Annotated in this window: 18 protein-coding genes and 1 pseudogene; 13 read left to right on the top strand and 6 right to left on the bottom strand. The window is 72.3% G+C overall.

Annotated elements, in window-relative coordinates; genetic code table 11:
* The first annotated feature begins 335 nt into the window (after positions 1–335).
* Together QI554_RS09650 and QI554_RS09655 are read left to right on the top strand one after the other, a co-directional pair.
* Positions 336–698 carry a YidH family protein gene (locus tag QI554_RS09650; RefSeq protein WP_281468117.1) on the top strand — a complete coding sequence of 121 codons (363 nt, stop codon included), beginning with the start codon at positions 336–338 and terminating at the stop codon, positions 696–698.
* Positions 699–705: 7 nt separating this feature from the next.
* Complete coding sequence (locus QI554_RS09655) at positions 706–1032, top strand: DUF202 domain-containing protein (protein WP_281468119.1); 327 nt, start codon at positions 706–708, stop codon at positions 1030–1032.
* Positions 1033–1056: 24 nt separating this feature from the next.
* On the opposite strand, the gene QI554_RS09660 is transcribed toward QI554_RS09655, so the two are convergent.
* The gene (locus QI554_RS09660) at positions 1057–1557 is read right to left on the bottom strand and encodes a MarR family winged helix-turn-helix transcriptional regulator (RefSeq protein WP_281468121.1); all 501 of its coding nucleotides are present in this window, start codon (positions 1555–1557) and stop codon (positions 1057–1059) included.
* Between the two features lie 108 nt (positions 1558–1665).
* Positions 1666–3279, bottom strand: a complete 1614-nt coding sequence (locus tag QI554_RS09665) for an MFS transporter (RefSeq protein ID WP_281468123.1) — start codon at positions 3277–3279, stop codon at positions 1666–1668.
* A 156-nt stretch (positions 3280–3435) separates the two neighbouring features.
* Between QI554_RS09665 and QI554_RS09670 the strand changes: the two genes are divergently transcribed.
* Both QI554_RS09670 and QI554_RS09675 read left to right on the top strand, forming a co-directional pair.
* Positions 3436–4143 carry a TetR family transcriptional regulator gene (locus tag QI554_RS09670; protein WP_281468125.1) on the top strand — a complete coding sequence of 236 codons (708 nt, stop codon included), beginning with the start codon at positions 3436–3438 and terminating at the stop codon, positions 4141–4143.
* A gap of 256 nt (positions 4144–4399) precedes the next feature.
* Positions 4400–5416, top strand: a complete 1017-nt coding sequence (locus tag QI554_RS09675) for a LacI family DNA-binding transcriptional regulator (protein WP_281468126.1) — start codon at positions 4400–4402, stop codon at positions 5414–5416.
* Between the two features lie 118 nt (positions 5417–5534).
* Here QI554_RS09675 and QI554_RS09680 read toward each other — a convergent pair whose 3' ends face one another.
* Entirely contained in the window at positions 5535–6089 is a 555-nt protein-coding gene (locus tag QI554_RS09680) for a TetR/AcrR family transcriptional regulator (protein WP_281468692.1), read from the bottom strand.
* Positions 6090–6332: 243 nt separating this feature from the next.
* On the opposite strand from QI554_RS09680, the gene QI554_RS09685 reads away from it, so the two are divergent.
* A complete protein-coding gene (locus tag QI554_RS09685) occupies positions 6333–7766 on the top strand; it encodes a purine-cytosine permease family protein (protein WP_425527947.1) in 1434 nt (477 codons plus the stop codon).
* A gap of 114 nt (positions 7767–7880) precedes the next feature.
* Positions 7881–9530 carry an amidohydrolase gene (locus QI554_RS09690; RefSeq protein WP_281468128.1) on the top strand — a complete coding sequence of 550 codons (1650 nt, stop codon included), beginning with the start codon at positions 7881–7883 and terminating at the stop codon, positions 9528–9530.
* 209 nt (positions 9531–9739) lie between these two features.
* On the opposite strand, the gene QI554_RS09695 is transcribed toward QI554_RS09690, so the two are convergent.
* Both QI554_RS09695 and QI554_RS09700 read right to left on the bottom strand, forming a co-directional pair.
* Entirely contained in the window at positions 9740–9946 is a 207-nt protein-coding gene (locus QI554_RS09695; RefSeq protein ID WP_281468750.1) for a hypothetical protein, read from the bottom strand.
* A 134-nt stretch (positions 9947–10080) separates the two neighbouring features.
* Positions 10081–10944, bottom strand: a complete 864-nt coding sequence (locus QI554_RS09700) for an NmrA family NAD(P)-binding protein (protein ID WP_281468130.1) — start codon at positions 10942–10944, stop codon at positions 10081–10083.
* 160 nt (positions 10945–11104) lie between these two features.
* On the opposite strand from QI554_RS09700, the gene QI554_RS09705 reads away from it, so the two are divergent.
* Positions 11105–11560 carry a winged helix-turn-helix transcriptional regulator gene (locus QI554_RS09705; protein WP_281468132.1) on the top strand — a complete coding sequence of 152 codons (456 nt, stop codon included), beginning with the start codon at positions 11105–11107 and terminating at the stop codon, positions 11558–11560.
* A gap of 126 nt (positions 11561–11686) precedes the next feature.
* Here the strand turns inward: QI554_RS09705 and bldD are convergent.
* Positions 11687–12169: pseudogene (bldD, locus tag QI554_RS09710) on the bottom strand (transcriptional regulator BldD); the annotation flags it as partial.
* Between the two features lie 431 nt (positions 12170–12600).
* Here bldD and pyrR point away from each other — a divergent pair.
* The 6 genes from pyrR to carB are packed head-to-tail and all read left to right on the top strand — an operon-like array spanning position 12601 to position 20587.
* Positions 12601–13245 carry a bifunctional pyr operon transcriptional regulator/uracil phosphoribosyltransferase PyrR gene (pyrR, locus tag QI554_RS09715; RefSeq protein ID WP_281468134.1) on the top strand — a complete coding sequence of 215 codons (645 nt, stop codon included), beginning with the start codon at positions 12601–12603 and terminating at the stop codon, positions 13243–13245.
* Between the two features lie 3 nt (positions 13246–13248).
* Positions 13249–14214: an aspartate carbamoyltransferase catalytic subunit gene (locus QI554_RS09720; RefSeq protein ID WP_281468136.1), complete on the top strand. Its 966-nt coding sequence runs from the start codon at positions 13249–13251 to the stop codon at positions 14212–14214.
* Entirely contained in the window at positions 14211–15500 is a 1290-nt protein-coding gene (locus QI554_RS09725) for a dihydroorotase (RefSeq protein ID WP_281468138.1), read from the top strand. The genes QI554_RS09720 and QI554_RS09725 overlap by 4 nt, the downstream gene beginning before the upstream one ends.
* On the top strand, positions 15497–16111 hold the full coding sequence (locus QI554_RS09730) for a PH-like domain-containing protein (RefSeq protein ID WP_281468139.1): 615 nt from the start codon (positions 15497–15499) through the stop codon (positions 16109–16111). The genes QI554_RS09725 and QI554_RS09730 overlap by 4 nt, the downstream gene beginning before the upstream one ends.
* The gene (carA, locus tag QI554_RS09735) at positions 16108–17283 is read left to right on the top strand and encodes a glutamine-hydrolyzing carbamoyl-phosphate synthase small subunit (protein WP_281468141.1); all 1176 of its coding nucleotides are present in this window, start codon (positions 16108–16110) and stop codon (positions 17281–17283) included. The genes QI554_RS09730 and carA overlap by 4 nt, the downstream gene beginning before the upstream one ends.
* Complete coding sequence (carB, locus tag QI554_RS09740; protein WP_281468143.1) at positions 17276–20587, top strand: carbamoyl-phosphate synthase large subunit; 3312 nt, start codon at positions 17276–17278, stop codon at positions 20585–20587. The genes carA and carB overlap by 8 nt, the downstream gene beginning before the upstream one ends.
* Positions 20588–20624: the final 37 nt, after the last annotated feature.

Below are 20624 nucleotides of genomic sequence, written 5' to 3' on the forward strand. Positions count from 1 at the left end.
CGCGCGCTGTCGCGCGCGGCGGTCAGCCTATGTACCCCGCGGGTTGTTACTGGGGGTTTGCGGCAAAGGGCCGACGCGGCAGGCTTGCCGCCCTCATCCTTGTCATCCGCTGGTCGATCGACCCTGGATCGGTATTGGCGGCTCACGGGCGAGGTGAGCCGATTGCCGCACGCACTGGTCGGTCTCCAAGGCCCATTCCGGCCCGTGCTGCTTCGGTGGATTTTCGGCCGCTACTCATCAGGACGTCGTCCACGACTGTTCTTGAGGCCCCTGGTCGTGGGCTGTGCTGGGCCCCGGGACGGCGGGTTGGTGAGGCACGCGGCACAATCGTGACCATGACCGCCGATCGCCGCCGCCCCCGTCTGCGTGAGATCGGTGACGAGCCCGACTACCGGTTCACGCTCGCCAACGAGCGGACGTTCCTGGCGTGGATCCGTACCGCGTTGTCGCTGGTGGCGGGTGGGGTGGCGGTGGTGCAGTTCGCGTCGGACCTGGGGTCGCGGCCGCACAGGCTGGCGCTCGGGTTCATCCTGGTGGGGCTGTCGCTGGTGCTGGCGGTGTCGTCGTACCGGCGGTGGTTCCGGGTCGAGCGGGCGATGCGGTTGGGGGACCCGTTGCCGTCGACGCCGATGCCGCTGGTGATCTCGGCGGGGGTCGCCGTGGCCATCACGCTGAGCGTCGTGTTCCTGGCGCTGTGAGCCGGCGTTGACGACCGCGCCGCGCGATCCCGGGCTGCAGCAGGAGCGGACGCGGCTGGCGTGGTCGCGTACGGCGCTGGCGTTCGCGGCGAACGGCGGCCTGCTGCTGCACGCGGGCCACGAGCGCGACGCCTGGCCGTGGCTGCTGCCCGGGGCGCTGGTGATCGCGTTGTCGCTGCTGGTCTACCTGGCGGGTCTGGTGCGCGCGGAGCGGGTCGAGCGGGCGCTGCGGGCGGGCGCTCCGGTGCACGGCGGCCGGTTGATCGTGGCGGTCGGGGCCGCGGCGACGCTGGTGTCGGTGTTCGGCGTCGTCATGCTGGCGACGCGCGCGTAACAGGCCCCGACCCGGAGGTCCGGGTCAGGCGTACCACCACCACGCCTGGCGCAGCCCCTCCGGGATCTGTCCGCCGTCGCGGAGGGTGCGCAGGCCTTTGCGCAGGCCGGTGGTGAGTTCGTCGAGGCCGTCGGCGCCGACGGCCTCGGACCACGCGCCCTGGATGTCGGCGAGTTCGGCCCAGATGATCTCGACGCAGTCGGCGCCGCGCTGGGTGAGGGTGATGCGGCGGGCGCGGCGGTCCTCGGGGTCGGGGCGGCGTTCGACGTAGCCCTGGCGGGCGAGGTGGGTGACGACCTCGCCGGCGGACTGCTTGGTCATGCCGAGGCGGCGGCCCAGTTCGGTGGCGGTGGTGCCGTGCTCGCCGACGAGGGTGAGCGCGAAGCCGTGGGTGGGGCGCACGTCGTCGAATCCGGCGGCGGTCATGCGGTCGGAGAAGACCTGGCTGATGCCGCGCACGGCGCCGACGAGCAGTGTCACGAGTTCCGACCCGGGGTGGGCCCCGGCAACCGCGTCCTTTTGCACGCGGTCAGAGTACCTGTCTATCTGTCCCCGCACGGCCGGAGGGGCCGACTGCTTCACCAGTCGGCCCCTCCTGTTCCGGGTCGCCCCGGGTTTCCCCCGTACGCCGGGTCAGACGTGTACGGACACCGAGCCATCGCGGTGTTCGCCTGCCCGGACGAGCAGTGCCAGCACGATCGCGCACACCAGCGCGATGCCGCTGAGGGTGAACGCCAGGTGCATGCCGTCCAGGAAGGAGGCGTGCGCGGCGTCGGTGATGTGGGGGACGGCCTCGACGGGGGTCTTGGCGTCCACGGGCGGGAAGCCCTGTGCGACGGCGCTCTTCATCTTGTCGGCGTCGCCGGACGACAACGGGCCGAGGCCTTCGGCGGCCCAGTGGCCGGGCAGTGAGGAGGCGACCTTGGCGGACATGACGGCGCCGAGGATCGCGGTGCCGAGCGCGCCGCCGACCTGCATCGCGGCCTGCTGGATGCCGGACGCGACGCCCGCGAGGGCGACGGGGGCGTTGCCGACGATGACGTCGGTGGCGGCCACCATGATCGGGCTGAGTCCGAGGCCGAGCAGCGCGAACACGGGCGCGGTGGCGCCGAGCGAGGCGTCGCTGCCGAGCTGGCCCATCCAGAACATCGCGGCGGCGGAGACGGCGAGCCCGCCGATGATCGGGACGCGCGGGCCGAGCTTGCTCACCAGCGCGCCGGCGAGCCCGGAGCTGAGCATCATCATCAGCGTCAGCGGGAGCATGCGGACGCCCGCCTCGACGGGCGAGAGCCCGCCGACGCCGATCAGGTAGAAGGTGAGGAAGAACAGCGCGCCGAACATGGCGAACGCCATCACGAGCATGAGCCCGATGCCGGCCGAGAAGCTGCGGTTGCGGAACAGCGCGAGCGGCATGAGCGGTTCGGAGGCGCGGCCCTGCCACAGGGCGAACAGCACGAGCAGGACGACGGCGGCGGCGAGGAAGCCGATCGTGTAGGCGCTGGTCCAGCCGTGGTCGCCGGACTTGATGACGCCCCAGACGAGGCTGAACATCGCGCCGGAGAGCAGGGCGACGCCGGGCAGGTCGATGCGTCCGGTCAGGCCGGGTTCGCGGGTGTCGGCGAGGACGGCGAGGCCGACGGCGACGGCGATGAGGCCGACGGGGGCGTTGATGAAGAAGACCGACTCCCAGCCGACGTTCTCGACGAGCAGGCCGCCGACGATGGGTCCGGCGGCGGACGCGGAGGAGATGGCCGCGGCCCAGATGCCGATCGCCATGTTGAGCTTGTCGCCGGGGAAGCTGGAGCGCAGCAGGCCGAGCGCGGTGGGCTGGAGCATGGCGCCGAAGACGCCCTGGAAGACGCGCAGGGCGATGAGCGCGGTGATGTTGCCGGCGACGCCGATGGCGACCGAGGTGAGGGCGAACCCGACGGCGCCGGTGAGGAAGATCGTGCGGTGGCCGTAGCGGTCGCCGAGCTTTCCGGCGGGGATGAGGAAGACGGCGAGGGCGAGCAGGTAGCCGTTGGTGACCCACTGGAGGTCGGACATCGAGGCGCCGAGGTCCTCGGCGATCGACGGGTTGGCTATCGCGACGACGGTGCCGTCGAGGGACACCATCATGACGCCGAGCGCGACGGCGATGAGGGTGAGCCAGGGGTGGCCGCGCAGGCCCTTGTGGGACGCGGCGGAGTCGGGAGAGGGGGAGTGCGGCTGTCGCCGGCCGCGTTCGAGCGTGTCGGTGTTCGGCATGGGTGTTCCCCCGTGGGGTGGTGGTGCGTGGGTGTTGTCCGGCGGGTTCTGCCTCTCGTAGGCTAATGGCACTGAGTGACAGATGGCAATGTGAGCCAAGTTGCACTCGATGGCAGGTGGCATACTCGCGCCCAAAGATGGAAAGGGAGCCTGATCGTGGACCACGGCGCATCCAGAACCAGCGGCACCACCGCGGGCACCGGCGGCCTCGCGACCGCTCCCGCGGGGCTGCGCGAGCGCAAGAAGGAGCGCACCCGCGAGGCGCTCATCGACGCCGCCCTGGAGCTGTTCTGGCGCAAGGGCTACGACGCGACGACGATCGACGAGATCGTCGCCGCGGTCGACGTGTCCCGCCGTACCTTCTTCCGTTACTTCGCGGGCAAGGAGGAGGTCGCCCTCGCGCGCTCCAACGAGGTCGAGCGCTCGCTGGTGGGCGCCCTCGCGGAGCGCCCGTCCGCCGAGCCGCCCGTCGTCGCGCTGCGCCAGGCCACGCGCGCGATCATGGCCGCGCTGGAGGGCGACCCCAAGCGGGGCTCGTCCGAGGCGTACGTGCGCACCCGGCGCCTCATCGAGGCCAATCCGACGCTGATGGCCGCGACCCTGCGGCACGCGATGGAGACCGAGCGCCTGATGGCCGCGGAGATCGCCCGCCGCCAGGGCGTCGACCCGCACACCGACCTGCGGCCCGCGCTCACCGTCAGCTGCTTCAACGCCGTCGTGCGGGTGGCGATGGACGAGTGGACCGAGCGCGGCGCGATGCACACCAGCGAGCTGGCCGCCGCCATCGACGAGGCGTGGCGCGCGATGGCCGGCCTGATCGAGTCGGGCTGGCTGGGCAGCGGCTGGGCGTCGGACGAGGACTGATCCCGGCCGGCGGTAAGGCAATCTGACGATCCGTCGAATTCGTCGTCCGACGAGGCCCAGATTTAACGGACTGACCAGTAAGGTTTGCTCGGCATGCGATGCGTGCCCAAGATCACGTCGCCAGGTCGTGGTCGGTTGGTGTGCCCGCACGTGCGGGCACGACAGCTACGGGGGTGCTCGCCGTGGGGTTCCGTCCGACCCCGATCGACGCACCGGGAGGCGGCCGCGCGCGGCCGCGTGGGGAGGGGTGTCGGCCATGAGCATGTCCGAGTCCGGGGCCAAGCCGCCGACCAGTGCCGACGTCGCCCGGGCCGCGGGGGTCTCGCGGTCGACCGTGTCGTACGTCCTCAACTCGCCGCCCGGTGCCCGGGTGAGCGCCGAGACCCGCGAGCGCGTGCTGAAGGCGGTGCGGGAGCTGGGCTACGCCCCCAGCGCGCCGGCCCGTTCGCTGCGCTCCGGCAACAGCGACGTGGTGCTCTTCCCGCTGCCGCTGCAGCCGATGGGCCAGCTGCTCGAGCAGTTCATCGACGAGTTCACCGAGGCGCTGCGCCGCCAGGACCTGAACCTGCTGATCCACGGCGACCGGTACGCGCGCGGCGTGGACGCGGCGCGTTCGTGGGCGGCGCTGCGCCCGCTGGCCGTGATGGCGGAGTCCGCGCGGCTGACCGACGGCGGCGTGGAGGTGCTGCGCCGCGCAGGCGTGCGGGCGATCTTCGCGTGGGGCCGTGAGGAGCACCCGGGCGTGCCGACGGCGATCTTCGACAACCGCGACACCGGCGCCCAGGCGGTGCGGCACCTGATATCCCGCGGCCACCGCCGGCTGGCGTGCCTGGTGCCGTCGGGCCCGCTGGCGGGTCTGGGCCAGGAGCGGTGGGAGGGCGCGAAGGCGGCGGCCGAGGCGGCCGGCTGCGTGATGCGCCGGGTGGACGTCGGGTACGTGCGCGAGGACATCCTGCGGGTGGTGCGCGGCTGGCAGCAGGAGACCGAGCCGCCGACCGCGGTGTTCGCGGGGAACGACGACTTCGCCCTGATGATCATCTCGGCGCTGCGTGAGTGCGGCTGGACGGTGCCGGGGGACATGGCCGTCGTCGGTGCGGACGACCTGCCGTTCTGCGACCTGGTGTGGCCGCGGCTGACGAGTGTCGCGATGCACACGCGCACGATGGGCGGCGGTGCGGCGGACGCCCTGACGTCGCTGATGGCGGGCAAGCCGTACAAGCACCGCGACCGCATGGTGGTGCACCCGCGCGTGGTGGTGCGCGAGTCGGGCTGACGCCTGACGCCTGACGCCTGACGCCTGACGCCTGACGCCTGACGCCTGACGCCTGACGCCTGACGCCGGGCGCGGGGCGGCCCGCACGCGCGGCCCGCGTCGGGTCGGCGTGCGTCGGTCAGCGGGTACCGGTCAGCCGCGCCGCGGCCCGCCTGGCCGCGGTCAGCGCGTCGGCGCGCGTGGCGCCGGCGAGGCCGAGCACGACCCGCGTGCTGAGCCCTTCCAGCAGGGCGAGCAACTCCGAGGTGTCGGCGTCGAGTTCGTCGACGGTGAAGGCGCCGCGCGCGGTGCCGTCGGCGAGGATCGCGGCCAGGTCGCGCTGCCAGCCGGCGTCGATCTCCTCCTGGGCGCTGCGCAGTTCGTCGTTCCCGGCGGTGCGGGCCCACAGTTCGATCCACAGCATCCAGCGGGGGTCCCGCGCGCCCACGGGCAGGTAGAGGTCGAGGAACAGGTCGAGTTTGCGCGGGGGTTGGACGCGGCGCGCGAGCACGGCGGTGCGTTCCTCGGCGAGCTTGTCCTCGCTCCACCGCAGCGCGGCGAGCAGCAGCTGGTCCTTGCTGCCGAAGTAGTACAGGATGTGGCCGCCGCTGGTGCCGAGGCGTTCGGCGAGGCCCGCCATGGTGAGGCCGGCCAGGCCGTTCTCGGCGATCGCCGTGACGGCCTCCTCGAGCATGCGGTCCCGGGCGAGCTGCCCGTCGCGCCGCCGTGTTGCCACCGGTCTCCCGTCTCTCCCGCCGTGTCCGGGCCCGACCCTATCCGGTGCCGCGGTGACTTTGAACACTGGTCAAGTTTCTCTCTCGTTCCCGGCGAACCCTTGACACCGCGTGGCCTCGCCCTGGACCTTGATTGTCGTTCAAGTTTCTTGAGCGTCATTCAAACTTCAGCGCCCATTCCACCACCCATGAGGGGAGGCACGGTGACCCAGACCCCCGTGCACGCCGCGGCCACGCCCGCCACCCCCGTCGCGGCCGCGCCCGGCTCGGACGAGCTGTTCCAGGTCGAGACGCACGGCATCGACCCCATCCCCGACGCCGAACGGCACGGCGGCGCCAAGGACCTGTTCTGGCTGTGGTTCGGCTCGAACCTGACCTTCACCTACGTCATCAACGGCACCCTCGCGGTCGCCTTCGGCCTGTCCTTCTGGGCCGCGACCGCGGTCGTCGTGCTCGGCGGCCTGGCGTTCTTCGTGGTCAGCGCGCTCGGCCTGGCCGGCATCCGCACCGGCACGGCGACGCTGGTCATCTCCCGCGCCACCTTCGGGGTGCTCGGCAACTTCCCCGCCGGACTGCTCAACTGGGTGGTCGGCATCGGGTACATCATCCTCAACACCGTGGTCGGCACCTTCGCCCTCGAAGCGCTGTTCGCCGATCTGGGCTGGGACGGCGGCGACCCCGCGCTCGCCCTCGCGCTCGCCGTCACCCTGGCGCTGACCTTCGTCGTCGCCATGTGGGGACACGCCACCGTGCAGGCCGCCGAGAAGTGGGCGGCGTACGTGCTGGCCGCCGGCTTCGCGGTCGTCCTCGTCCTCGTCCTGCCCGACGTCGTGACCGGCTACGACCCGGGGCCCGTCGAGGGCGGCACGTTCCACGCCTGGACGCTCGCCCTCGTCGTCATGATCGCCGGCCCCGTCTCCTACCTGCCGATGCCGTCCGACTACACCCGCTACCTGCCGCGCACCACCACGCTGCGCTCCATCACCTGGAGCGGCGCGCTCGGCGGCATGCTCTCCTCGGTCCTGCTCGGCGTCGTCGGCGTCGCGGCCGCCACCCAGGCCGACATGACCGACCCCGTGGAGGGCTTCGCCTCGCTGCTGCCGGGCTGGTTCCAGACGCTGTTCCTGTTCCTGGTGGTCGGCGGGTCGGTCACCAACTCGATCATCACGCTGTACTCCTCGAGCCTGAACCTCCAGGTGCTGGGCATCCCGTGGTCGCGGGCGCGCGGCATCTGGGTCAGCACCGCGTTCATCGCCGCGGGCTCGCTCGCGACGCTGTTCTGGTTCGACTTCACCGAGTCGCTGACCAGCTTCCTGTCCGTGCTGCTGGTCGTGTTCGCGCCGTGGGGCGGCGTGTTCATCGCCGACACCCTCATGCGCCGGTGCCGCTACGACGCGGACGCGCTGCACAACATGTCCGGCGGCGCCTACTGGTACCACCGAGGCTTCCACCTGCCGGGCATGGCGGCGCTCGCCTCCGGCATCGCGGTGGCCGCGCTGTGCGCCGAGTCCGCGCTGTGGACCGGGCCGCTCGTCGCCCCGCTCGGCGGCGACTTCACGCTGCTCGGCGCGGTCGTCGCCGGGCTCGCGTACTGGGCGCTCGCCCGCCGCGAACCGCAGTTCCGGCACGGCGCCTGACCCGAGACGCCCGGGGCCGGAGGACCGCCCCCGTCGGTTCGCCGGCCCCGGGCCCGTAACGCGCAGCCGTATCCGCTCCACCCGCTTCACCCGTACCACCCCTTTGGAGGACCCGTGTCCCGCCCCGCTCCCGCCGACCTCGTCCTGCGCAACGCGCTGATCCACACCGTCGACCCCGACCTGCCCGCCGCCGAGGCCCTGGCGGTGGTCGGCGGCCGGATCGCGTGGCTCGGCGCGGACGCCGACGCGGCGGCGTGGACCGGCCCGGACACCGTCGTCCTCGACGGCGAGGGCCGGCGCGTGCTGCCCGGCTTCGTCGACGCGCACAACCACGTGCGGCTCGGCTCCGACGCCGCGTGCGTCCAGCTCGCGGGCGCGCGCACGCTCGACGAGATCCACGCCCGCATCCGCGCGTGGCACACCGCGAACCCCGACGCCGCCTGGATCGAGGCCGAGGCGTTCGACTACTCGGCGATCCCCGGCGGCCGCATGCCCACCGCCGCCGACCTGGACCCGGTCACCGGCGACGTCCCCGCGATCGTGTTCTCCTACGACGTGCACACCGCGTGGCTCAACACCGCCGCGCTGCGCCTGCTCGGCATCACCCGCGACAGCGACGTCCTCCCGTTCGGCCGCGTGCACAAGGACGAGGCCACCGGCGAACCGACCGGCTTCGTCAAGGACTTCGCGGTGCGCGGGCTGTCCCGCGACGGGCACCGCGCGCTCAAGGCGCTCGGCGTGCCGTGGGCGAGCGACGACCGGCAGTACGGCCGGCTGGCGCGCAGCCTCGACGACGCGATCCGCTTCGGCATCACCACCGTCGTCGAGCCGCAGAACTCCCTCGACGACCTGGCGCTGTTCACCCGCGCCCGCGCCGAGGGCCGGCTGCGCTCACGGATCGTCGCGGCGCTGTTCCACCCCCGCGGTACCACCGACGCCGACCTGGACGAGTTCGCCGCGGCGGCGAAGGAGTTCGACGACGACCGGTTCCGCGTGGGCCCGCTCAAGCTGTACATCGACGACGTCGTCGAGCCGCGCACCGCGGCGCTGCTGGAGCCGTACCGCGGCTGCGCGCACCACCGCGGCGACACGTTCTACCCGGCCGAGGAGTTCGCGGGGCTGCTGGCGAAGCTGGACGCGCGCGGCTTCCAGTGCTTCGTGCACGCCACCGGCGACCGCGGCATCCGCACGGTGCTGGACGCCGTCGAGCACGCCCGCGCCGAGAACGGGCCGCGCGACGCCCGGCACCAGGTCGTGCACGTCGAGTGCCTCGACCCCGACGACGTTTCGCGGTTCCGCGAGCTGGGCGTGGTCGCGTGCATGCAGCCGCGGCACTGCGCGCCGGAGATCGCCGGACCGGGCCAGGACTGGGCGGAGAACGTCGGCGAGGAGCGCTGGCACAAGGCGTGGCCGATGCGGTCGCTGCGCGACGCGGGCGCGGTGCTCGCGTTCTCGAGCGACTGGAACGTCGCCGAGATGGACCCGATGGTCGGCATCTACACCGCGCTCACCCGCAAGCCGCTGGCCGGCGGTGAGGCGTGGATGCCCGCGGAGACGGTCGACGTGGAGACCGCGGTGCACGGCTACACGATGGGTTCGGCGTACGCGAACTTCCTCGAGCACGAGCGCGGTTCGCTGACGGTGGGAAAGCTCGCGGACTTCGTGGTGCTGTCGCGGGACGTGATGGCGGCCGCCCCGGAGGACATCCCCGGCACGGTGTGCGACGTCGTCGTGGTCGGCGGCGAGATCGCCCACCAGGCCTGACCGGGACGCGCGTCGGGCGGCGCGGGCCTGTCCGGGGGATCTTGTCGGCGCTGGGCGTGCTCGACAGCCCTCCTACGCAACGCCGCGGAGCGAGCGCGGCGAGCGAGGAGGGCTGTCAGGCCGAAGGAGGGCCGCAGGGCCCGGCGTGCTGTGCCGGGCGGCGCGGCCCCGGCAAGCCCCTCGGACAGGCACCAGGCCTCGTTGGAGCCCTAGGCCTCGTTGGAGTAGGCGTCGCCGCAGTGGCGGCAGCGGGGGTCGGTGACGGTGGCCCAGTCGGCGATGGGGCGTTCGGAGCCGCCCTCGACGTTCACCCCGCACAGGGCGACCGCCTTGTCGTCGTGCACGACGTGCCATTCGACGCCCGCGGGCTTGTGCGGGTCGGCGCTCGGGGTGTGGCGGGCTCGCATCTTGTCCATGGCAGTGCCTCCTGAACCCACCTTGCGCCACCCCGGGCGGGGCCGCCAGCTCGTTGGGCCGGGGGAGGGAACGCGGAGGGCGGGCCGTCCCGGGATTCGGGGCGGCCCGCCCTCGGCGGTTGCGGCGCGGCGTGTCAGCCCTTGAGGGCCTCGGCGACGGCCTGGGACAGCACGGTGGTGGGGCGGCCGATGAGGGTGCGCAGGTCGGAGGTGATCAGGCCGAGCGCGCCGGCGCGGGTGTGCGTCTCGGCGTCGACGAGGAGGTCGACCAGGCCGGCCGGGAGGCCCGCGCCGGTGAGGATGTCGGCGAACGCCTCGGCGGGCAGGTCGGTGTAGCCGAACTCGGTGCCGGTCTGCTTGGCGACCTCGGCGGCCAGCTCGGTGAGCGACCAGGAGGCGTCGCCGGTCAGCTCGTACACCGCGCCGGCGTGGCCGTCGGTGCTCGCGACGACCGCGGCGGCGTCCGCGTAGTCGGCGATCGCGGCGGCGGCGATGCGGCCCTCGCCCGCGGTGCCGACCTGGCCGCCGTGCTCCAGGGCGCCGGGGAGGTTGGCGGTGTAGTTCTCGAAGTACCAGCCGTTGCGCAGGAACGTGAACGGCAGGCCGGTCGCGCGGATGGCGTCCTCGGTGGTGCTGTGCACCTTCGCCAGCGCGATCGGGTTGGTGTCGGCCTCGACGATCGAGGTGTAGACGATCCGGCCCACGCCCGCCTCGGCGGCGGCGGCCACGGCGGCGGCGTGCTGCGCGATGCGCAGGTCGTTGTCGGGCGCGTTGGCGGAGACCAGGACCAGCGGGTCGGCGCCGGCGAACGCGGCGGCGAGCGTCTCGGGGCGGTCGTAGTCGCCCTCGCGTACCTGGACGCCGAGCGCGGCGAGGTCGGCGGCCTTGGCGGTGTCGCGGACGGCGACGGCGATGTCGGCGGCGGCGACGCCTCGGGCGAGCAGGCTCTCGACGGTCTGGCGGCCCAGGCGTCCGGTGGCTCCGGTGACGACGATCACGGGTTCTCCTCGGTGGTGCGTAGGGGTGACGCGTGGCCGCGCCCGCGCCGACCCCTGACGTGGCCGGTGCTTTCGAGGAGCATGGCACTAACTTTTGGAAAGTGCAATCCTGGGGTGAGTGCTCTCGTGATCGCAGTGCAGTGGAGGTACCGTGGACGCCATGAACACCGAATCGACCGAGACGAACGCCGGCCGGTCCCCGGCGGCGGGCCCCGACGGCGCGCCGGACGACGGCCTGGAGGACGTCGTCTTCGACGTGTTCGCCCGCGGCTGCCCCTCGCGCCCGACGATGGAGCACGTGACCGGCCGCTGGGGCGGGCTGGTGCTCGTCGCGCTCGCCGACGGCGACATGCGCTTCAACGCGCTGCGGCGCCGCGTCGACGGCATCAGCGAGAAGATGCTGGCCCAGGCGCTGCACGCGCTCGAGCGCGACGGCCTGGTGGTCCGCGAGGTCAAGCAGGCCATACCGCCCAACGTCGAGTACCGGCTGACCGAGTTCGGCAGCGGTGTCGTGGAGCGGCTCTCCGGCCTGGTGGAGTTCGTCGAGGCCAACATGGCCGGCGTCCTGGCCGCCCAGCAGCGCTACGACGAGGCGAAAGCCGCGGCCGAGGCCTGACGCGGACAGCGCGTACCGCCCTGCGGACATGACGACGGCGGGGCCGGGAGGTTCGTGAACCTCCCGGCCCCGCCGTGGATGTGACGCTGTGTCAGGTCCGGGGCCGCAGGCGCCCGGAGTCGTGTCGACCGCGCGGCGGGCCTCAGGGTTGAGGACCCCCCAGCTGATCAGCTGCTCGGTGAGCACGCTGGGCGACTGGTCGTAGATGACGGCGAGCGTGCGCAGGTCGTCCTGGCGGATCGACAGCACCTTGCCGTTGTAGTCGCCGCGCTGGCTCTGGATCGTGGCGGCGTAGCGCTGCAGCGGCCCGGCCTTGTCGGACGGGACCTGCGCGAGGCGCTCGAGGTCGAGGACGAGGCGCGGCGGCGGCTCGGCGGCGCCGTTCGGCGTGCCGCCGGGCAGCAGCTCCTGGACCGGAACACCGTAGAAGTCGGCGAGCTCGGCGAGACGCTGCACCGTGACGGCGCGGTCGCCGCGCTCGTACGACCCGACGACGACGGCCTTCCAGCGCCCCTGGGACTTCTCCTCCACACCGTGCAGGGACAGCCCCTGCTGGGTACGGATGGCGCGGAGTTTCGCCCCGAGCTGCTTGGCGTAGTCGCTGGACATCTGGCTCCCAAAACAGGTGACTGACCGTGAAGGCCCACCGGTTCCCTTGTCGAGCCGATGGGGGAGCACCACCGCCGCGCTTCGCGAACCCGGACGCCGGCCTGAATCTCGGCCGACACGTCGCGTGTGTCGCGATTCGCCCGGTGGTCACTCATTGTGAGGTTACGCAGAGTAATTTGGGTCCGTCAAGCCGAACGGGCTAACCCATAGGTACACCCGGACGAATAACGGACCAAGTCCCGGACGGCGATAAGGGCGAAGGTCCCCGTGAATCGGGCTATCCGGTGCGCTCCGTGCAGGCCGTCCGGTTGGTGGGAACTTGGTGGGAAGTCCAGCAAACCAGGAGAGATCATGGCCCTGCTAGTGTGAGGACGTACCTCGACGTCCTTTAAAGCCCGTCCCGTGAGACGGGGAAGGAGGTCTGCATCCGCATGACCAAGCACACCCCTCGCCCCGGCGACCTCGACCCGGCATCCGCCCGGGCGGTCCTGGAGGCCTCCGACATCGCCCGGGTGCTCACCCGGGTGGCCCACGAGATCGTCGAACGCGCCAAGGGCGCCGACGACGTGGTGCTCCTCGGCATCCCGACCCGCGGTGTGGCGCTCGCCCGCCGCCTCGCCGCCCGCCTCGACGACATCGAGGACGCCAAGGTCCCCGTCGGCGCCCTCGACATCACGATGTACCGCGACGACCTGCGGCTGCGCCCGGCCCGCGCGCTCGAGCGGACCGAGATCCCCGCCGACGGCCTCGACGGCAAGCTCGTGGTCCTGGTCGACGACGTGCTCTACTCCGGCCGCACCATCCGCGCCGCGCTCGACGCGCTCAACGACATCGGCCGCCCGCGGGCCGTGCAGCTGGCCGTCCTCGTCGACCGCGGCCACCGCGAACTGCCCATCCGCGCCGACTACGTCGGCAAGAACCTGCCCACCTCGCAGCGCGAGACCGTGCAGGTCCTGCTGGAGGAGTACGACGGCCGCGACGCCGTCCTGCTCGGCACCCGCGGCTCCGCGTCCGCAGCCGCCGCACCGATCGGCGGCGCAGCCGCCCAGGTACCCGCCACCCCGGAAGCGGAGTAAGCCGTGAAGCGTCACCTCATCTCGGCCGCCGACCTCACCCGCGACGACGCGCTGCTGATCCTCGACACCGCCGAGGAGCTCGCGCACATCGCCGAGCGGCCCATCAAGAAGCTCCCGACCCTGCGCGGCCGCACCGTGGTCAACCTCTTCTTCGAGGACTCCACGCGCACCCGCATCTCCTTCGAGGCGGCCGCCAAGCGGCTGTCCGCGGACGTCATCAACTTCTCCGCCAAGGGCTCCTCGGTCTCCAAGGGCGAGTCGCTCAAGGACACCGCGCTGACCCTGCAGGCGATGGGCGCGGACGCCGTCGTCATCCGGCACAACGCCTCCGGCGCCCCGCACACGCTGGCCAACTCCGGCTGGCTGCGCGGCTCGGTCGTCAACGCCGGCGACGGCACGCACGAGCACCCCACGCAGGCGCTGCTGGACGCGTTCACCATGCGCCGCCGCCTCAACGCGGGCAAGGGCGACCTGGAAGGCCGCCGCATCACGATCGTCGGCGACGTGCTGCACAGCCGCGTCGCGCGCTCCAACGTGCTGCTGCTCGCCACCCTCGGCGCCGAGGTCACCCTGGTCGCCCCGCCGACCCTGCTGCCGATCGGCATCGAGACGTGGCCGTGCGAGGTCTCCTACGACCTCGACGCCGTGCTGGCCAAGTCCGACGCGGTGATGATGCTGCGCGTGCAGCGCGAGCGCATGAACGCCTCGTACTTCCCCACCGAGCGCGAGTACTCCCGCCGCTACGGCCTGGACGAGAAGCGCATGGCCGCGCTGCCCGAGCACGCCATCGTCATGCACCCGGGCCCGATGAACCGCGGCATGGAGATCGCCGCCGACGTCGCGGACTCGCCGCGCTCCACCATCGTCGAGCAGGTCACCAACGGCGTCAGCGTCCGCATGGCCGTGCTCTACCTGCTGCTCGGCGGCTCCGAGCCCGCCATCACCACCTCTGAGGAGACCGCGAAGTGAGCACGTACCTGATCAGGAACGCCAAGGTCCTTGGCGGCGACGCGCAGGACGTGCTGGTCTCCGACGGCCGCGTCGCCGGGCTCGGCACCGGCCTGACCGCCCCCGAGGGCGCCCAGGTCATCGAGGCGGACGGCCACGTCCTGCTGCCCGGCCTCGTCGACCTGCACACCCACCTGCGCGAGCCGGGCCGCGAGGACGCCGAGACCGTCGAGACCGGCACCCGCGCCGCCGCGCTCGGCGGCTTCACCGCCGTCCACGCCATGGCCAACACCGACCCGGTCGCCGACACCGCCGGCGTCGTCGAGCAGGTGTGGCGGCTCGGCCAGCAGGCCGGCCGCTGCGACGTGCACCCCGTCGGCGCCGTCACCGTCGGCCTGGCCGGCGAGCGCCTCGCCGAGCTCGGCGCGATGCACGAGTCCGCCGCCAACGTGAAGGTCTTCTCCGACGACGGCAAGTGCGTCCACGACGCCGTGCTCATGCGCCGCGCCCTGGAGTACGTGAAGGCGTTCGACGGCGTCGTCGCCCAGCACGCCCAGGAGCCGCGCCTGACCGAGGGCGCCCAGATGAACGAGGGCACCGTCTCCGGCGTGCTCGGCCTGCGCGGCTGGCCGGCCGTCGCCGAGGAGGCGATCATCGCCCGCGACGTGCTGCTCGCCGCGCACGTCGGCTCCCGCCTGCACGTGTGCCACGTGTCCACGGCCGGCTCGGTGGAGATCATCCGCTGGGCCAAGTCGAAGGGCTGGGACGTCACCGCCGAGGTCACCCCGCACCACCTGCTCCTCACCGACGAGCTGGTGCGCACCTACGACCCGGTTTACAAGGTCAACCCGCCGCTGCGCACCGCCGAGGACGTGACCGCGCTGCGCGAGGGCCTCGCCGACGGCACCATCGACGCGGTCGCCACCGACCACGCCCCGCACCCGTCCGAGGACAAGGACTGCGAGTGGGCGGTCGCGGCCATGGGCATGCTCGGCCTGGAGACCGCGCTGTCCATCGTGCAGCAGACCATGGTCGACACCGGGCTGCTCGACTGGGCCGGCGTCGCCGACCGCATGTCGGTGCGTCCCGCCCGTATCGGCCGCCTCGACGGCCACGGCCGTGCCGTCGCGGTCGGCGAACCGGCGAACCTGGTGCTGGTCGACCCGAGCGCACGGCGTACGGTCGAACCGTCCGAACTCGCCTCGCGAAGCGGCAACACGCCCTACGCCGGGATGGAACTGCCCGGCCGGGTCGTGGCCACCTTCCTGCGCGGCGTACCGACGGTGATCGACGGGAAGCTGGCGTGACCACTCTTCTGCACCTGCAGCTCGCGGCCGACGAGAAGAAGTCCGCGGGGGTGTCCGACTGGGGCGGCTACCTGCTCTGGGTCGGGATCTTCGCGGTCCTCATCCTCGGCGTGTACGCCCTGATGTGGCGCGCGTGGAAGAAGCGCGGCGCCCGCCAGGCCGCGCTGCCCGCGCCCGCCACTGTGCCTGCTGGCGCGCCTGCCGACCCCGGCACGCCGCTGCTCCCGGAGCTGTCCGGGCGCTACTTCGGCTCCACCACCGCCGGCCAGTGGCTCGACCGCATCGTCGCGCACGGCCTGGGCACCCGCAGCGCCGCCGACCTGACCCTGACCGAAAAGGGGTTGCGGGTCGACCGGCCCGCTGCGGCAGGCTTCTACATCCCGGCAGCCGACCTGGTGGGCGCCCGCTTCGAGAAGGCGGTCGCCGGCAAGGTCCTGCCCGAGGGCGGCCTGCTGGTGGTCACCTGGAAGCTCGGCGACACCGAACTGGACTCCGGGTTCCGCGGCGACCACGCCGCCGAACACGACGCGTGGGTCGACGCCGTCAACCGCCTGGTGGCGGGCGACGTACCGACCCCGACCGGCACGAACAAGGAAGGCACCGCACAGTGACCGCTCAGAACGCCAAGGCCGCGGGCCCAGCCGTCCTCGTGTTGGAGGACGGCCGCACCTTCCGCGGCAGCGCGTACGGCGCGGTGGGGGAGACCTTCGGCGAGGCGGTGTTCTCCACCGGCATGTCCGGTTACCAGGAGACGCTGACCGACCCCTCGTACCACCGCCAGGTCGTCGTCATGACGGCGCCGCACGTCGGCAACACCGGCGTCAACGACGACGACCCGGAGTCCTCGCGGATCTGGGTGTCCGGGTACGTCGTGCGCGACCCCGCCCGCCGCCCGTCCAACTGGCGCTCGCAGCGCACGCTCGACGACGAGCTGGTGAAGTACGGCGTCGTCGGGATCTCCGGCATCGACACCCGCGCGCTGACCCGCCACCTGCGCGAGCGCGGCGCGATGCGCGTCGGGATCTTCTCCGGCGCGGCGCTGGCCGACGACGCCACGCTGCTGGCGAAGGTCCGCAACGCGCCCGAGATGGCCGGCGCGGACCTGGCCGGCGAGGTCGCCACGGCCGAGCCGTACGTCGTCCCCGCGATCGGGCCCGACGGCGAAGCCGTCCCGATCGGCGCAGCGAAGTTCACGGTCGCGGCCGTCGACCTCGGCATCAAGGGCATGACCCCGCACCGCATGGCCGAGCGCGGCATCGAGGTGCACGTGCTGCCCGCGAACTCCACCGCCGAGGACATCTACGCCGTGAACCCCGACGGCGTGTTCTTCTCGAACGGCCCCGGCGACCCGGCGACCGCCGACCACCAGGTCGCGGTGCTGCGCGAGGTGCTCGGCCGCGGCACGCCGTTCTTCGGCATCTGCTTCGGCAACCAGATCCTCGGCCGCGCGCTGGGCTTCGGCACCTACAAGCTCAAGTACGGGCACCGCGGCATCAACCAGCCGGTGCAGGACCGCACGACCGGCAAGGTCGAGGTCACCGCGCACAACCACGGCTTCGCCGTCGACGCGCCGCTGGACGAGGTCTCCGAGACGCCGTTCGGCCGTGTCGAGGTCACCCACGTGTGCCTGAACGACAACGTCGTCGAGGGCCTCGGCCTGCTCGACCGGCCCGCGTTCAGCGTGCAGTACCACCCCGAGGCGGCGGCCGGCCCGCACGACGCCGCCTACCTGTTCGACCGCTTCGTATCGCTGATGTCCCAGATGGAGAGCAAGAGTGCCTAAGCGCAACGACCTGAAGTCCGTCCTGGTCGTCGGCTCGGGCCCGATCGTCATCGGACAGGCCGCCGAGTTCGACTACTCCGGCACGCAGGCCTGCCGCGTCCTCAAGTCCGAGGGCCTGCGGGTCATCCTGGTGAACTCCAACCCGGCGACGATCATGACCGACCCGGAGGTGGCGGACGCGACGTACGTCGAGCCGATCACCCCCGAGTACGTCGAGAAGATCATCGCCAAGGAGCGCCCCGACGCGCTGCTGCCGACCCTCGGCGGCCAGACCGCGCTCAACACCGCGGTCTCGCTGCACGAGAACGGTGTGCTGGCGAAGTACAACGTCGAGCTCATCGGCGCGAACATCGACTCGATCCAGAAGGGCGAGGACCGCGACCTGTTCAAGGGGGTCGTGGAGCGCGTCCGCGAGAAGATCGGGCACGGCGAGTCCGCGCGCTCGGTCATCTGCCACTCGATGGAGGACGTGCTCGCCGGCGTCGAGACGCTCGGCGGCTACCCCGTCGTCGTGCGCCCGTCCTTCACCATGGGCGGCGCCGGCTCCGGCTTCGCGCACGACGAGGAGGACCTGCGCCGCATCGCCGGACAGGGCCTCACGCTCTCGCCGACCACCGAGGTGCTCCTGGAGGAGTCCATCCTCGGCTGGAAGGAGTACGAGCTGGAGCTGATGCGCGACAAGCACGACAACGTCGTGGTCGTCTGCTCCATCGAGAACTTCGACCCGATGGGCGTGCACACCGGCGACTCGATCACCGTCGCGCCCGCCATGACGCTGACCGACCGCGAGTACCAGCGGCTGCGCGACATCGGCATCGCGGTGATCCGCGAGGTCGGCGTCGACACCGGCGGCTGCAACATCCAGTTCGCGGTCAACCCGGACGACGGCCGCATCATCGTCATCGAGATGAACCCGCGCGTGTCGCGCTCCTCGGCGCTGGCGTCCAAGGCGACCGGCTTCCCGATCGCGAAGATCGCCGCGCGCCTCGCGGTCGGCTACACGCTCGACGAGATCCCCAACGACATCACCCGCGAGACCCCCGCGTCGTTCGAGCCCACGCTCGACTACGTGGTCGTCAAGGTGCCGCGCTTCGCGTTCGAGAAGTTCCCGCTCGCCGACGCCACGCTCACCACGACCATGAAGTCGGTCGGCGAGGCCATGGCGATCGGCCGCAACTTCACCGAGGCGCTGCAGAAGGCGCTGCGCTCGCTGGAGAAGAAGGGCTCGCAGTTCTCCTTCGCCGGCACCCCGGGCGACAAGGCGACGCTGCTCGACATCGCGCAGACCCCCACCGACGGCCGCATCAACACCGTCATGGAGGCGATCCGGGCCGGCGCCACGCCGGAGGAGCTGTTCGACGCGACCCGCATCGACCCGTGGTTCCTCGACCAGCTCTACCTGATCCACGAGGTCGCGCAGGAGATCGAGGCCGCCTCCGAGCTCACCCCCGAGCTGCTGCGCCTGGCCAAGCGGCACGGCTTCTCCGACGCGCAGGTCGCCGCGATCCGCGGTCTGCGCGAGGACGTCGTCCGCGAGGTCCGGCACGCGCTCGGCATCCGGCCGGTCTACAAGACGGTCGACACGTGCGCCGCCGAGTTCGCCGCGAAGACCCCGTACCACTACTCGTCCTACGACGAGGAGACCGAGGTCGCGCCGCGCGAGAAGCCCGCCGTGATCATCCTGGGCTCCGGCCCGAACCGCATCGGCCAGGGCATCGAGTTCGACTACTCGTGCGTGCACGCCGCCTTCGCGCTCGCCGACGCGGGCTACGAGACGGTCATGGTCAACTGCAACCCGGAGACCGTGTCCACGGACTACGACACCTCCGACCGCCTGTACTTCGAGCCGCTCACGCTCGAGGACGTGCTGGAGATCGTGCACGCCGAGCAGCAGGCCGGCCCCGTCGCGGGCGTGCTCGTGCAGCTCGGCGGGCAGACCCCGCTCGGCCTGGCGCAGGCGCTCAAGGACGCGGGCGTGCCGATCGCGGGCACCTCGCCCGAGGCGATCCACCTCGCGGAGGAGCGCGGCGCGTTCGGCCGCGTCCTGCACGAGGCGGGGCTGACCGCGCCCAAGCACGGCACGGCGTTCTCGTTCGAGGAGGCCAAGGCCATCGCGGACGAGATCGGCTACCCGGTGCTGGTGCGCCCGTCGTACGTGCTCGGCGGCCGCGGCATGGAGATCGTGTACGACGAGGAGTCGCTGGCGACCTACCTCGAGCAGAACGCGGGCCTGGTCTCCGAGCACCCGGTGCTCGTGGACCGGTTCCTCGACGACGCCATCGAGATCGACGTCGACGCGCTGTACGACGGCGAAGACCTGTACCTCGGCGGCGTCATGGAGCACATCGAGGAGGCCGGCATCCACTCCGGCGACTCGGCGTGCGCGCTGCCGCCGATCACGCTGGGCGGCTTCGACATCAAGCGGCTGCGGGCGGCGACGCTCGGCATCGCCGCGGGCGTCGGGGTGCGCGGCCTGATCAACATCCAGTTCGCGCTGGCCGGCGACATCCTGTACGTGCTCGAGGCCAACCCGCGCGCCTCGCGCACCGTGCCGTTCGTCTCCAAGGCGACCGCGGTGCCGCTGGCCAAGGCGGCCGCGCGCGTCTCGCTCGGCGCGACGATCGCCGAGCTGCGCGCCGAGGGCCTGCTCCCGGCCGAGGGCGACGGCGGGACGCTGCCGATGGACGCGCCGATCGCGGTCAAGGAGGCGGTCCTGCCCTGGAACCGCTTCCGCGACGAGCACGGGCGCGGCGTCGACACCGTGCTGTCGCCGGAGATGCGCTCGACCGGCGAGGTCATGGGCATCGACGCGCACTTCGGCACCGCGTACGCCAAGTCCCAGGCGGGCGCCTACGGCGCGCTGCCGACCAAGGGCCGCGCGTTCGTCTCGGTCGCCAACCGCGACAAGCGCTCGATGGTGTTCCCGGTCAAGGCGCTCGTCGACCTCGGCTTCGAGATCCTGGCGACCGCGGGCACCGCGGAGGTGCTGCGCCGCAACGGCGTCGAGGCCACCGTCGTGCGCAAGCACAGCGAGGGCCCGGGCCCGAACGGCGAGCCGACCATCGTCCAGCTGATCCACGACGGCGGCGTCGAGCTGATCGTCAACACGCCGTTCGGCACCGGCGGCCGCCTGGACGGCTACGAGATCCGCACGGCGGCGGTCAGCCGCGGCGTCCCGAGCATCACCACGGTGCAGGGCTTCGCGGCGGCGGTGCAGGGCATCGCCTCGCTGAGCGCGGGCGACATCGGGGTGCGCTCGCTGCAGGAGCACGCCGAGCACCTGATCGCCGCGCGCGAGAGCTGACGGCATGACCGAGGGGTCCTCCGGGGAGTCGCCTGGG

The sequence above is a fragment of the Yinghuangia seranimata genome (assembly GCF_029953285.1).
Lineage (GTDB): Bacteria > Actinomycetota > Actinomycetes > Streptomycetales > Streptomycetaceae > Yinghuangia > Yinghuangia seranimata.

Bases quoted from the DNA above. Each gene is read 5' to 3' on its own strand.
- QI554_RS09650 (WP_281468117.1), top strand. From the start codon at position 336: ATGACCGCCGATCGCCGCCGCCCCCGTCTGCGTGAGATCGGTGACGAG.
- QI554_RS09665 (WP_281468123.1), bottom strand. From the start codon at position 3,279: ATGCCGAACACCGACACGCTCGAACGCGGCCGGCGACAGCCGCACTCC.
- QI554_RS09675 (WP_281468126.1), top strand. From the start codon at position 4,400: ATGAGCATGTCCGAGTCCGGGGCCAAGCCGCCGACCAGTGCCGACGTC.
- QI554_RS09680 (WP_281468692.1), bottom strand. From the start codon at position 6,089: ATGCTCGAGGAGGCCGTCACGGCGATCGCCGAGAACGGCCTGGCCGGC.
- QI554_RS09695 (WP_281468750.1), bottom strand. From the start codon at position 9,946: ATGGACAAGATGCGAGCCCGCCACACCCCGAGCGCCGACCCGCACAAG.
- QI554_RS09705 (WP_281468132.1), top strand. From the start codon at position 11,105: ATGAACACCGAATCGACCGAGACGAACGCCGGCCGGTCCCCGGCGGCG.
- pyrR (WP_281468134.1), top strand. From the start codon at position 12,601: ATGACCAAGCACACCCCTCGCCCCGGCGACCTCGACCCGGCATCCGCC.